Raw genomic sequence first — 13,722 nt, 5'->3', positions numbered from 1 at the left:
AAAATCACTGCAATTGTATAAATTTGTATCTGCTGAGCCTTGTGATTGTTGCCCTAATCAAGGAGGTAATTTATTTGGCTGACGGCAAAACCTATCACAGAATAAACTTGTTTTCTATTGAGAAGATTGAAGCAAATGAACATCAATAAACTAATATTAATCGGGGTAGCCGTACTTGCCTCATGCGGTATGGCAATCTCTCAAAACGAAACTAAAATGGCTACAGTAACACTAAAGAAAGACATTACGATTAACCTAAACGGCCAGCTCCCAGCAGTAGGCTCAGTGGCTCCAGACTTCAAGGTCGTGAAGACAGACCTTAGCGAAGTATCCCTCGCAGACTTCAAGGGCAAGCGTGTGGTGCTCAATATCTTCCCTAGCGTAGATACAGGCGTTTGCGCTGCCAGCGTACGTCGCTTCAATCAGGAGCTAAGCAACCTAGAGAATACTGTGGTGCTCTGCATCTCCAAGGACCTACCTTTTGCCCTTGGTCGCTTCTGTGCTGCAGAGGGTCTAGAGCAGGTGATCCCCACATCTGCTTTCCGCAGCGATGGCTTCGAGAAGGCATACGGTGTACTACAAGCCGATGGACCTCTACGTGGCCTACTTGCACGTGCTGTGGTCGTTGTGAACGAAGAGGGCAAAGTCGTTTATACAGAGCTTGTGCCAGAGATTAGTCAGGATCCAAACTTCGACGCTGCCCTAGCTACTCTTAAGAATTAAATACTGCCTAGTATTTAATACGACATAATAGAGGGGAGTGTGCCAAAGTATTAGTTTGGACACGCTCCCTTTTTCTTATTAAGGTCTCGCCCCATTCTCCATGGGAGAGGCGTCAAGATAATCCGAAGACATCATGAATAAGTCACTCTCTTTCTTTGTTTATGCAGGGCTATGGCTTTTGCTTGTATTGGCCCAGACATTCGTTACCTCGGGTGCTGGTGATGCACCTAGCGTATTTGCTTCGCCAGAGCATTACTACTCCATTTGGGCAGTAGATCTCTATCTGATCTTGCTTTTCTATGCCAACTATTATGTGTTCGCCCCCAAAATGATTAGACGGAGGCTGTTTGCTCCATACATTGGGTTGGTAGCAGTAGCGGCATTGATCGGCTTTCTGATCCCTATAGTCCTCTACTCGGCTTGGCAGTGGACGATGCCCGGTGTCCCCTCCGGGACGATGCCTCTAAGCCTGCTTGGTGTCATTGGTGCTATTGCTGCCATAAGCTTAGGCTTGGCTGTGCGTAGTGTGCTAGAGTGGATTAAACTAGAGGATCAGCATAAGCTCGAGAAGTCTAGTCTAGCTGAGCTAGAGCAGAGCCTCTCGGAGCAGACGGCTAGAGCCGAGTTGCTCGAACAATCACTTCATGAGCGGACGGCTCAGCTCGAGCAACTAGAGCAATCGCTAGCAGAGCAGACCGCTCGGGTAGAGCAGCTCTCTGGTCTACAAGCTCCCACAGCCCCCACTATCCTCCCTTAGGAGCCTACGATTGTGTCCTAGAGGTTTGCCAAATGTTGGTAGCGCCTATGGGGTATTGTTGTACAAATGGCTGTGTTCTATGTGACAGATATTTGGTACGAGCAGTTACTGATTTAGAAAGGGGCTAGGGTAGGACTGAGTTTGACCTAGCCCCTTTCATTAGCTTTGGCATCTTTCTGTTATCTTCTCCGCATACTCTCCTTTTAATTAGTTATATTTGTGAACTTACTACTATAAAACAAACAATATGAATGCTAGAGTTATTACCTTTCTTTGGGTGCGATTGGCCTTGGTAGGTTTTTCCTTCGTCGCGCTCTTTGCTTGTAAGAATGAGAAACAAGAACCCGAGGAACCTATGCTCTGGGATATTGCCCCCATCAATTTTCAGATTGAGGTCTATGATCAAGCGGGAGCCAATTTAGTCGATCCTAAGCATCCGCAGAGCATTACCAAGACGTCTACAACCATTCAGATGGGGGAAAAAGTTTATCCGCTCAAGAGTTTGGAGCAGGCTCGTCGCAGTGGACAATCTGGGTTGAGATATTATATGCCTAGCTTTCATGGCTTCACTTATGCTCGGTCCTACGGTAAAGATGCTAAATGGATGCTCTCATTCGGTGAATTTGATGGCGCCCAGAATCATAATCAGGAGGTTACACTCCATTGGGGAAATGGTCAGAAAGATGTGTTGAGCTATACGAATCAAATCAAATGGACTGGTAAGAGAGGAGAGCCTAAAATCACACGTATTTTCTATCTTAATGGAGAGGCTCTCCCAGAAGGTGGGCGTATTTACAAGTTCCAGCGCTAGGGGAGGTGCTTCCCTAGTAGGCTCATAAAACAGTTAGGGGGAGTATCGACATTCGATACTCCCCCTAACTGTAAGGTTTGCTTTGAGCTATAGGCTGAGGCGCAGGGAAAAATTCCAAGTGCGTCGGGTCAGGTAGTTGGGTACTGCATAGCTGTGGTTGTACGCATCCGTAACCCAGTAGTAGCTACTCGTATTGACCATATCAAACAAGTTCAAGACGTCGAGGCCTAGGTCAATTGATCGTGCGTATCGCCCCGACCACCAGCGCTGATTGCTCCCGTTGCCTCTTTGGGTGATGCGGTAGGTTAGCCCGATGTCTACACGGCGGTAGGGGTTAGACGTGAAGGCTACGGTATCGTATCCACCACGAGGGTGTATCACAGGTAAGCCAGCCGAGTAAACAGCCCTTAGACTTAGGCGAATGGGTTTGAAGCCCGGGAAGTAGTCTTGGAAGAAGAGCGCTAGGTTGTAGGCAGGGGCATTGGGCAGAGGAGTCTGTGCTCCCGAAGCGACACGCTGCCGGCCTCGCAGTAGCGATAGGCTTAGCCATGAGTCCACACCCTCGACAAATTCGCCGAATAGCTTGGCATCGACCCCAAGGATATAGCCTCGTCCTGTATTTTCGCCTAGGTAACGTAGCTTGATGTTGTCTTGTATGTATGGGTTTTGATCCCATAGGTGCTTGTAATAGGCCTCTGCGCTGAGCCTAAACTTGCGATTCATCATCATGAAGTCGTACTCTGCTCCAGCAAGCAGAAGCAGAGTCGATTGGCTTTTGATTGCCTTGTTGAGTGTGATGTATCCCTCGCCTTGTTCGGTTAGTCGCTCCTGCCTGAGCTCGCGATAGAAAGGGGCTTGATGGTAAATGCCCGAGGCGAATTTGAACTCAAGTTCTTTCGACTGCTTGGGGCGTAGACGTAGACTGAGGCGAGGGCTGAGAATCAGCTCTCTATTCCAGCTCCACCAGCTGGCTCTCAGGCCTGCACTTAGGGAGAGGTCGCCTAGAGTTTTGACATCCCAACGCATACGAGCCTCCGCAAAGGTAGAGAGCCGTAGGCTCTGTACCTTACTTTGGCCGTAGAGGTTGCGATGTGCACGTAGCAAGTCGGCGGACTTGGGTGTAGTATAGCCTACCGAGTCGCGCATCGACCATTCGGCGATTTCGTCTTGTACGTCTTCGGCTCTTAGGTCTAGCCCCATCAGTAACCTTTGGTCGCTGGGCAGGGCTAGTTGACTTCGAGCCGACATAGACATGAGGCTATACTGCATTCGGTTGCGCCCATGGGTGCGATCTCGGCCGATGCCTAGAGCTTTCAGTTTGTTGTCGAGGGGATTGTCGCCCGCCTCGGGAGCTGCTCCATCGGGCAGGACGTCCGAAAGAATGTATTCGCCCGTGATGTCGTAGGTTTCGGACTCTTCGCTCAGGAAGCCTACCAGAGAGAGGCTATGGCGCATCTTGCTATTGGGGCGGTAGGCTAGAGAGAGTGCGCCGAGGTAAGTGCGGAAGCGGTCTACCTCCTGTCCGTCGAAAGATATGTTCAGCTGCTTGGCTTGCTGGAGTGTGCCGAAAGTCGTCTGGCGTGTGCGTGGAATGAAGTTGTAGTTAGTTCCGTTGATATGCCCCAAAAAGCTCATCTCGAGGGCTGGGCTATGGGAGTAGGTTAGGTAGGTTTGGGCATCGAAGTAGTGTGGGTCGTACTCCGCCTTGGTATCAAGTGTCGAGAGTAGAGCATTGCCACGCTTGTAGCGTACCCCCGTGATCTGGCTTAGCTTGCCGTGGCGACTCCCCACGTAGCCTCTATTCTCGATCAAGCCTAGCTGTAGGCTTGCCTCAAGGCTGTCGGGCTGCTTATAGCGAATGTCTAGTACGGATGAGGATTTATCTCCATAGTCTGCCGAAAATCCACCCGCCGAGAAGAGTAGGCTAGAAGTTAGGTCTGGGTTAATGGCACTCAAGCCTTCTTGCTCGGCCGAGCGTGCTAGTAGTGGGCGATAGATCTCGACGCCGTTGATGTAGATGAGATTTTCGTCGAAGTTGCCCCCTCGTACGGTGTACTGATTACTTAGCTCGTTCTTCTGTGCCACTCCCGATAGTGTGCCTACTAGCGCTTCAACTGCCCCAGCAGGCGATGTGCCTAGATTTAGCTTGCCCGGTTCTAGTCGTTGCATCCCTCGAGAGGTCTTGCTCCCTTGGCTCTGTACGATCACTGGCCCGAGCGTTTGGCTATCCTCGCCTAGCTCAACGGTGATTTGCGTGTTGGAGGTCAGTCGTGGGAGCTTGCGCCTAGTGGTGTGGTAGCCTATGCTACTATATACAATGGTGAGGCTATCGGTGATAGGCCTAAGGCGTAGGCTGTAGTAACCCTTTAGATTGGTCGAGGTGCCAAGCGTTGTTCCCTCGATGCGCACCGAGGCTAGAGGCACAGGCTGGCGATCTCTGTCTAGGACGTAGCCCCTAAGCTCAATCTGCGCAGAGGTCTGAGCCATCATGCCCTTAGGGAAAACTAGAGAGATGAGGATAGCTAGTATCAGAAGTCTTATATGCATATCTGCTCTATTTGAGTTGCCCCATAGCTAGAAGGGGTAGCCGATGGCTAGATGTATGCCTAGTGCATCGCCTAGCCGAGGGATATTGTACCAGCCTTTACGCTCTGTTTGGTAGGGCAGGTGTAGGCCAAGCCCCACATCGCAGCGGATCACTAGATAGTTTAGGTCATATCGTAGTCCCACACCTGTCCCCACGGCTATCTGGTCAAGCCATTGGCTGAAGCTCTCGATTTCTCCCAGAGAGCTACCGGGCTTATCGGGGTCTGGCCTTAGCAACCAAACGTTACCTGCATCGACGAAGACGGCACCCTCTAGGTTACCCACGAGGCGTCCTCGATACTCCATATTCATCTCAAGTTTGGTTTCTCCTACACGGTCTATGAATGTATAGATAGTTTCCTCTTTGGGCTTGTATCGCCCGGGGCCAAGGCTACGCACCGTGAAGGCTCTTAGGCTGTTGGCTCCACCGATATAGAACTGCTCTAGGTAAGGCGCCTGCTTGACATTGCCATACGCATACACAGCACCTAGGAAGAGGCGGGTGGCTAGCTTCTGATTTCTGTCTATCTTGTAGGTATAGCGTAGCTCGCTCGTTCCTTTGATAAACTGTGCGTATGGTAGGCCGAGTAACTGTTTGGTCTTGTTGTATTCGTGCCCTAGTAGCATAGACGTCGCATTGATGATATTGCCTGCTTGGCTGATACCATTGCGCACCCAAAGCTGATGATTGCGTGAGCGACCTACAGCCTGCTCCCACGTGTAGGTATAGCCCATCTGTGGTACTAGCTGATCTTGCATACTTAGTATGAGTGAGGGATTGTTGCGCAAGATCTCTGCAAAGCTATCGGTAATATCACTCAGCTGATTGTATGAGATAGAGAGAGGGGTGATGCTGTGGCTATGTCCCTCTTGGGGAGTGAAGTCATAGTTGTAGCTTAGACCGAACGAGCTTAGGCCGTAGAAATGAGCTCGATTGAGCTTCTGGCCACTGAGCTTAAAGGTTGTGTTAGCGGGGTAGCGATAGAAACGATCGAGCTGACCGGGGAAGAGTAGGGTAGGGAAAGTCAGCGCTGCCTCTGCGCCGATCTGGTAACTGTTGAGAGTAGAAGAGAAATTGCTGATGGGGCTGCGATCAGTCTGCCATTCGTAGCTGCCGTATATGGCGGTCGAGAGTACTTCTCCTCCGCCGAATAGGTTCTTTCTGTCTAGGCCAAACCTCAGGCCCGGCCCTACAAACTCTGTACTCTTGAGCTTGAATAGGGCCTCAAGAGAAACCTCCCACAGTCTGTCTTGGCGCATCATGATGCTTAGGTCTAGCTGTCGCTCGGTGTGTTCGCTTGGGTCATCTACCTCAACCGGATTGTAGAGCAACTCAATACCAGAGAAAGTCCCTAGGTTACTTAGGCTCTTGAGGGTTAGGTCGGCTTTGCTCTGCTTGAAGAGGCTATCGGGGCGCATACGTAGGCGACTGTCTAGAATCTTGAGTCGCAGGGGGAGCCTACCGTTGTAGTAGGCCAGAATGTTGGAGTTGATATGCACCGTGTCGGCTAGGAGGTTTTGGCTACGGTCATCGTTGTCTAGGAAGCGCAGATTGATGTTGCGGATACGCCAAGGTTTGAGGGCCTCGGGATTGACGCCGTCTATCAGGCGACTACGTAGATGTACTGTTGCATCACTTCGGTTCATCGTATCAGCCTCGTATTGTATGTACTCGGGACGGAAATAATAGTAGCCATACTCTCGTAGCTTGGAGCTAACCTTGATCCGATCATTGTGCAGAACGTCGTGAGTAAATAGACGCCCCGGTTTGAGCACGCTCTGCTCACGATGCATTAGCTTGAGGGAATCTTTGAGTGTAAAAGTAGGTAGGTATTCCATCGTGTCAATCCGATATAGCGAACCGAAATTGACATGATATGATATTTTAGCTTCGAGTGAATCGGACTTATTGGGGTGAATCTTATGAGTAACTTGGGCATTTAGGTAGCCAAACTCAGCTAGGATACGCTCAGTTACTCGGCTACGCAGCGCAGGATTGACGTCACGGATCCAGATAGGCTTGGAGCCAAAGGCACGATGTGCCCAACGCCCCAGCCAAGTCGAGTCGCTAGCGTAGTTGAGGTGTATCCATGGCCCTACCAGAGGTAGAGGCCAGCGGTACGAAGCGCTACCGAAGATGGAGTTGTTGGGCGCATAGTTGAAGCGCTCCTCCGCTGCTGCTTTGGCTATCTCGGTATGTTCGTTGCGTTCCCCGCCAGCGAAGGTAATATCTTTGACGCCCGTGTAGAGGATATCATCTGGCCCCTGATAGGGTCTGATGGAGCAGGATACCAGAGAGAGCACTAGGGTTAATGTTATGATGGTGCCAATCATCGAGAAGCTATGCTCCCAGATGGATGCTTGCTTGGTCATAATTACTTAGTCATTTGTAGTGTATCCACCTTTCCCTCTATGATGGGAGCCGTCCATAAGCTAGGTCTGATGCTGTCGAGAGTTCGGTCCTCGGAGGATTTCTTTTTACGACGGAATCGAAATAGATCCCACGGATGATTTAGCTTGCGCTTGAGTAGATATCCGCCACCAGTCTCGGTATATTCGCCCTCTAGGATATTGTCTGTAACTCGTTTGTGGAAGAGTCTGAGGTATTGATCTCCAGCTTGGTCAAGCTGATACTCAAGCGCTACGTTGTCGATGAGGGTCTGCTCCTTATTGCTTGGTACGTTGCCACTCTGGATCTTACCACCTACTACGATGCGAATTCTGTCGTTGTAGAATCTTCGGCTGAAACTGTAGGTGTAGTCCGTGTAGGTGTTACCTCCATTGGCTCCGTCATGCACCTCCATACCTATATCGAGGTCGGTGCCTTGCAGCAGAGTACCTGCGGCCTTGTTGATTTGACTCTGTAAGAAGCTCGTCAACGCTCCGTCGAGGTTGAAGTCGCCTCCGCTCCTGTTACCTGCTAGATAGATGCCCGTGCCGAGGAGGCCTATCGCCTGTTTGCCTCGCTCCTCTGCCGTCATAGTGTTGAGACTGTTTTGGATGCTTAGGTTCTCTGGAGCAGATAGGTCGAAGCCTAGCTGTATGTTGTCGATGTGATCCTGTGCCTTGATGCTTACGACGAAGTTTGTTTTCTGCGCATTCTTGCCCTCTCCCGTAGTAGCTCGGACCGTCTGTGTGGCGATGAAGTTGATGTACGGGTTGGCGACATCTCCGTTGAAGAGAAGGTATCCCGACGGGTCTATGTTGAAGAGCTTACCGCCGACGATAGGCATGGTGTAGTGTAGCTTACCACCTCCGCTCATCTCATATCGACCAATGAGACTCATCTCGCCGAATGGTGGGTAACTGAACTGCATATCTCCTCCGCCCTGTACCCTCATATAATCACGCCCGTCTGCCGTTAGGTCTACGCCGAAGCGTACCGAGGGGTCGAAGTGTAGCGAGAGATTGACGTCTAGACCGCTGAGGCGTGTCGTTTCTACCGGTGCTTTGACGAAGAGCGTGTCGGAGAAATCGACGAACGTTACCAGTTCGCCAATCTTATCGCCCATCTCTAGTGGCCCTTCTCGCATGATGTAGGTGCAGTTCGTCCCACCTAGCACCGACAGACGTCCTCTCACCTTGAGCGCATCGGCTAGGCCAGTGATCCGCATATCGCTCGAGGCAATTAGCCTACCATAGACAAGCTGCTCTTCGCTTTGGGGGCTACTCTGGTTGAGCAGTACCATCTCGTTAGCGCGTAGGCGTAGGTCTGTTTTGGTTGCTTCTTTACCGAAGACCACGACACTGCCGTCTATGTAGAGCGGATGCTTAGGATCGACAGCCGAGCGTAGGGAGTAGTGGTCGAAGTGCAGGACGCTACCCTCTAAGCGTAGAGGGATACTGTCTAGTTGTATCTGAGTGGCTAGCTGTTTGAGGTCTACTTGTCCGTCTTTGGTGGCGATAGATCCCTGTATCTGAGGGGACGTAATCTCGCCAGAGAGAGACAAGTTGCCACTAATAGAGCCTGCTAGAGCTGTGCTGTAGGCCGTAAGGAAAGGATTAACCATCTCTAGCGGGAAGTCCGTCATCGTCAGGCTCCCAGATAGGGGCGCACGTTCGTTGTCGGGGCGATAGATACCGTCTATAGATAGTGCAGGTGTGCCGCGATAGCTTATCTCTGCGGTGATGTAGTGAGAGGAATTGTTTCGTGGCTCGTAGAATAGCGCTGTGGCGAAGTGTCCAAGCTCCTTGTCTTCGTAGCGAAGCCCTTGAGCGGATATATCTCCCGATATGATTGGCTCTTGGTTGATGTCGCCGATGCGGGAATAGCGAACGTCGGCAAAGACTGTGCCTCCTATATTGTCTAATCCAAGCCCGCCGAAGTCCTCTAGGCGAAGATTCTCCACCATCAGGTGTATGTCTTGTACATTGGCTCCCGAGTCGCTAGCCTGCAGAGAGAGCAGTGCGCGATCTTTTCCCGTTAGGCTGAGATCACTGCGTAGGAAATACGTTTGTTTGTTTAGGGCAATGTGGTTGCGTGGGCTAACCTCAAAGTCTTGATAGCCGATGCGTAGAGGCGAAGAGAGTAGATGCGCGAAGTAGTGTGAGCCATCCCAACTAATGAGGACGTTGGCTCGATGTCGGCTATGCTTCTGTGCATCGAGCCACTCTAGGTCTAGATTAGCTCTCTGTAGTGTGGCTAGCAGTTTGGTTGTGATACCGAAGCCCTCTTGAGCTCTGTATGGTTTCTTGTCGATGCTGGCCGTGAGCTCTAGTGTCATGCTATCTAGTGGCATCGGTGGCGGCATAGCCTTTTTGCGAGAGCTGGCGATAGGGCGAGCGTCGCTAGTGCGAGGCGAGCGAAGCGTCTTGAGGCTAAGGTCAAGCGCATTGAGGCGCAGGGTATCTTGCCTTAGGTCGCTTAGACGCAGATACCCATTGAGTCCTTGCTCTCGGTCGTGGCCTATTTGGCTCGACAGGCTGCCTAGGGCGATTCGTTGCTCTGCGAGGAAGTCCTTGAGTGCATTGTCCGTACCCATATTTATCTCTATGGATAGCTGAGGCAGTAGCGGAAGAATATCCTCTAGGCGTGTCTGCATGGGGCGCATGCCTTGTACCTCTGCCATCAGTTTATCGACCTTGCTGCCTAGTTGCACGCCGAGTTTTGTTAGTCCCTCTAGTCCAGTCTCTGCAGAGGCTTGTAGGCTTAAGTCGCCAGAGGTAACGCTTGTCTCGGAGTGATTGCCCTTGATGAGCGCCTGTAGAAGTACTTCCTTGGGATTGAGCACCCTGCCAGAGAGATTGAGGCTGAGATCCTCCACAAGAGAGGTAATCTGATACTGGTCCTTGAGGTTGGTTCGTAGCTCTCCCGTCAGTCTAAACTTAGCATCTAGGGGCGACTCGGACATTTGCCATGCCTTCATATCCAGCTCCTGTGCATCGAGCATAATGCTCCCATAGATCGTTGGCCCTGTCAAGAGAGCATCGGCCTGTAGGGCGAGGTTGAGCCCCGGGTTGGAGCTATTTAGCGAGAGTACTAGAGCCCCTTCGTTTAGATTGCCGTCGAGGGTAATTTGCTCGAGTTGTAGCGAGTCTTGCTGTAGATGATGTAGGCGAAGTTTGAGTCCGCTATGGCTATGCCGGTTCATCGGGTTGAATCCTCGTCCCTCGACCGAGAGGTCGGCAGAGAGAAGTCCTAGGCTCCCCCTGGGCATAAAGCGCTTGAGATCGAGTGCTCGTACTTCTAGGTCGGCTTGGTACTGTTTGCTCTGCTCGACCAATAGTCCCGAGAGTTTGGCCGAGCCATCTCCCTGTTTGAGAACTAGGTTCAGCTGATGTCTACCTCTACCCATATCAAGATCTCCCTTGAGTGTAAGCCCCGCAGGCAGGGTGTACGTCTTGGCAATATTTGGCGATACCAAAGCCAATAGCGAGCGTGCCTTGCGCTGTAGCCCACCTTCGATCTTGAGTTTTCCTCTTCGCTCCTTATCATTGGTTAACCTAAAGATTTCGCCCTCTACGCTAAGGTCTAGCACATCAGCCCACAGCATCTGCATCTGGTCTATACGTAGATGGTTGAGTGTCCCCGAAACGTGTATGCCCAGATCGATAGGATTGGTGAGCTCGGCTTGCTTGAGGCCTCTATCATAGCTGGCGAATTCGTCGTAAGCCACGAGGCTCTGCCCCGTCAAGTTCCTTACGTCCTCTGAGCCTATCGAGCAGTCTAGATGTAGCTCGGTGTGTGCCGTACTATCGCCAGAGAGTATGCTCCACGGCATGGAGAGATTGCCAAAGAACGAAGAGTGAGAGGTACGTAGTGCCAGATCGGTCAGCTCTACCTTGACGCTATCCGTGGCGATAGAGCACAATAGATGCTCTAGGGTCAGACCGCTACGCTCACGAAGCTGACCGCCCGAGAGCCTCAACTGGAGCAGCTGTCTCTCCGACAGCAGGTCGTGTACCTCTAGGGCGATGTCTTCGGCTTGGATGTGGTTGTAGTCTAGGTAATCTGTAGAGGGAGCATTGTAGTTCTTGGCATAGCTAATCTGTCCACCCTCAATCTGTCCATGACCTAGGCTTAGGCGCATCGTTTCTAGGTTGACCTGTGTATCCTCCAGCCTAAGCCTCTGCACCTCTGTACCAACGATCATGGAGTCTAGAGGCATATCTATTTGAGCTCTCGTTTCCAAGAACTCTAGTAGATCTGCCTGTATCTGCCATTTGAGTGGCTCACTCTCCTCTTCTTTGGCTAGGGTGTCTAGGCTGTGGTAACGGACTGTAGCCCCTTCCGAGCGGAGTAGCTCGAGGTGTACGCGCTGGGCGTCTATATCGACAGAGAGACTCTGCCCCATCAGCTGGTCGAGGGTGAGCTGTGTGGTGCTAGCACTATCGACATAGTTGAGCCTAATATCCTTGGCTAGGATAGATGGGGCATAGACCTGCTTGCTCAGTAGAGGCATCAGGTCTAGGCCTAGGCTAAGCTCGTCTAGGCTAAGCAGAGTATCTGGGGGAGTCTGTACTATGTACAAGCGCTCCAGACGTAGCTTGAGTGGAAATCCTAGCCGTAGGCGTCCGATCTCAATCTGCATGCCGAGCGCTTGACTAGCCTCTTTTGAGGCATAGCGTACTGCAATGTCTTGTACGGCAGGGATGTAGAGGGCGATGCCCGCTACGAGTACCAATATGATTGGTGTAAGGATAAGGGTTAGGATACCCCTAAGGAGATATTTTCTATTAATCTTCACAGAGTCGCTGTCTATCTGTCCGTCGCATTTATTTGCGCAAGTCTAAGGTACAAAGTTACAGCTCATCTGCCAAATATAGAATAAAGATTATGACTATCAGATATCTTCTTTACCCTTGCATAGCTCTCAGCGCTTAGATTTTGGTTTTAGGGATCTACGCAGGTAGCGAACGCCGAGGATTACCCCCGTGACTGAAACGACTGTACCGACGAGTAGAAGCACCCAGCATACGATCTGCCAGAGGATAGGCTTGTCTACGAGCCAAGTGAATTTGAGGCTGTGGGGCTTGTTGTAGACCCACATCTGCCAGCGGTCGCGTCTGTCTAGGGTACGCACCATACCGCTCTGGCTGTGTACATAGATGTAGGGATTGTCCTCTGCCTCGATTTGGATGCGCCAGACGGGTAGGGGGAGGCTACCATTGCGGCTGATGTAGTAGCCGTCGTACTCCTCTAGCCGATCAATCTGCCAAGTATGGCCTGTGTAGATGCGCCCGATGAGTTGCTCTAGCTGAGGGCGCTCTAGGCTGAGCGGTGTGGGGAAGTCTGTGCGCGCATCGTAGCAGGTCGTCTGGCCCAGGCTGTCGGCGGCCTTGATTGTAGGGATATTGCCCACCGAGCTCCAGCGAAGGCTACGTACATCTCCTCGGCTGAGGATTTGGCTAATGAGATTTTTGGAGTAACTGCCAAGGGGAAGTGCCTGCTCGCCTAGGACTTCTCTGGCGTTCTGCTTGGGTGAGCCGTTGATGGACTTAGGTATATCGGCTAGAGACATGAGCCCACTGAATACCCATACCAAAATGAATATACCGCCCAATGTCCCCATGATGTGGTGCCAGCGGTAGGAGCGTCGCTTGTAGGGGGAGTGCACACCGCGCTTGCTTTTACGCGTTCTGACGAAGACATCTATACCTATGTATAGACCCGTGAGGGTCATGAGGCTACCTAAACCAGAGAAAAATATGATTAGATTTTCCCAGAGATCTCTATTCTCACGTATCCAAGTGAAGTAGACCCAGTGAGGGATAGCCCCTAGCCAAGCCCAGACGCGTTCGCTCCTAGTGTGCTCGGTGATGATGTGTCCGTCTCGTCCGCTCAGATAGACCTCGCGCCCCTGCTGGGAGAGATTGAGGCGGTAGAAGGGTAGGTCTTCCCTAAGCCTAGAGAAAGGCGTCCACTGGTCGAGGGTCGTTAGGGTGTCGATACGCTCGATCTTGTCGGACCAGAGTGCCGCTACTCTGTGGCATACCTCGACTGTTGGCGCCTCGGGGGTAATAGCTTTACCCTCGAGAGTGAACCAGTGTTCCTCTCCACCTCCACTAGTGGCGAGGTGATGCCCCACCACTGGATTATAGCTAAGTGAGAGAGACGACGGCTTGCCCTCTGGGCTATGCGTACGCATTGCTTCCATGCCGGCGAGTAGGCTGTCGCTAGGAGAGAAGTTCGGCAGGCTAGGGTGGAGGCGATGGGCTTCGTCTGAGGAGAACTTAGGGAAGCCATGATAAATCATCACGAAAGCGGACAGAAACCAAGCGACGAAGAAAATGCTCACTAGAGTACCGAGTACTCTGTGGGTTTTAATCATTAGGGTACGGAAGGTCATAGCTGATCGAGTTGGTTGTGGTTAAAAGTTGCGTTGCGGTAGGGTTGTATCCCAAG

At 51.6% G+C, this 13,722-nt stretch carries 7 protein-coding genes; 3 read left to right on the top strand and 4 right to left on the bottom strand.

Features of this window, described 5'->3' with window-relative positions; all coding sequences use genetic code 11:
• The first annotated feature begins 216 nt into the window (after window positions 1-216).
• The 3 genes from tpx to HQ48_RS02105 all read left to right on the top strand — a co-directional run bounded on the left by tpx (window position 217) and on the right by HQ48_RS02105 (window position 2,291).
• Window positions 217-723 carry a thiol peroxidase gene (gene tpx / locus HQ48_RS02115; protein WP_044231475.1) on the top strand — a complete coding sequence of 169 codons (507 nt, stop codon included), beginning with the start codon at window positions 217-219 and terminating at the stop codon, window positions 721-723.
• A 133-nt stretch (window positions 724-856) separates the two neighbouring features.
• The gene (locus HQ48_RS02110; RefSeq protein WP_052408933.1) at window positions 857-1,480 is read left to right on the top strand and encodes a hypothetical protein; all 624 of its coding nucleotides are present in this window, start codon (window positions 857-859) and stop codon (window positions 1,478-1,480) included.
• 247 nt (window positions 1,481-1,727) lie between these two features.
• A complete protein-coding gene (locus HQ48_RS02105; RefSeq protein ID WP_044231473.1) occupies window positions 1,728-2,291 on the top strand; it encodes a hypothetical protein in 564 nt (187 codons plus the stop codon).
• A gap of 87 nt (window positions 2,292-2,378) precedes the next feature.
• On the opposite strand, the gene HQ48_RS02100 is transcribed toward HQ48_RS02105, so the two are convergent.
• The 4 genes from HQ48_RS02100 to HQ48_RS02085 form a co-directional block, all read right to left on the bottom strand.
• Window positions 2,379-4,838 (bottom strand): TonB-dependent receptor, encoded by a 2,460-nt coding sequence (locus HQ48_RS02100; RefSeq protein WP_044231472.1) that lies wholly within the window; start codon window positions 4,836-4,838, stop codon window positions 2,379-2,381.
• 27 nt (window positions 4,839-4,865) lie between these two features.
• Complete coding sequence (locus HQ48_RS02095; protein WP_052408932.1) at window positions 4,866-7,250, bottom strand: BamA/TamA family outer membrane protein; 2,385 nt, start codon at window positions 7,248-7,250, stop codon at window positions 4,866-4,868.
• A gap of 2 nt (window positions 7,251-7,252) precedes the next feature.
• Entirely contained in the window at window positions 7,253-12,064 is a 4,812-nt protein-coding gene (locus HQ48_RS02090; protein WP_044231471.1) for a translocation/assembly module TamB domain-containing protein, read from the bottom strand.
• Window positions 12,065-12,190: 126 nt separating this feature from the next.
• Entirely contained in the window at window positions 12,191-13,666 is a 1,476-nt protein-coding gene (locus tag HQ48_RS02085) for a hypothetical protein (RefSeq protein WP_152568291.1), read from the bottom strand.
• Between the last annotated feature and the right edge of the window lie 56 nt (window positions 13,667-13,722).

Source organism: Porphyromonas sp. COT-290 OH3588, assembly GCF_000769075.1.
Lineage (GTDB): Bacteria > Bacteroidota > Bacteroidia > Bacteroidales > Porphyromonadaceae > Porphyromonas.
The sequence above is the reverse complement of the archived record's forward strand: the minus strand, read 5'-3'. Positions and strand labels throughout refer to the sequence as shown.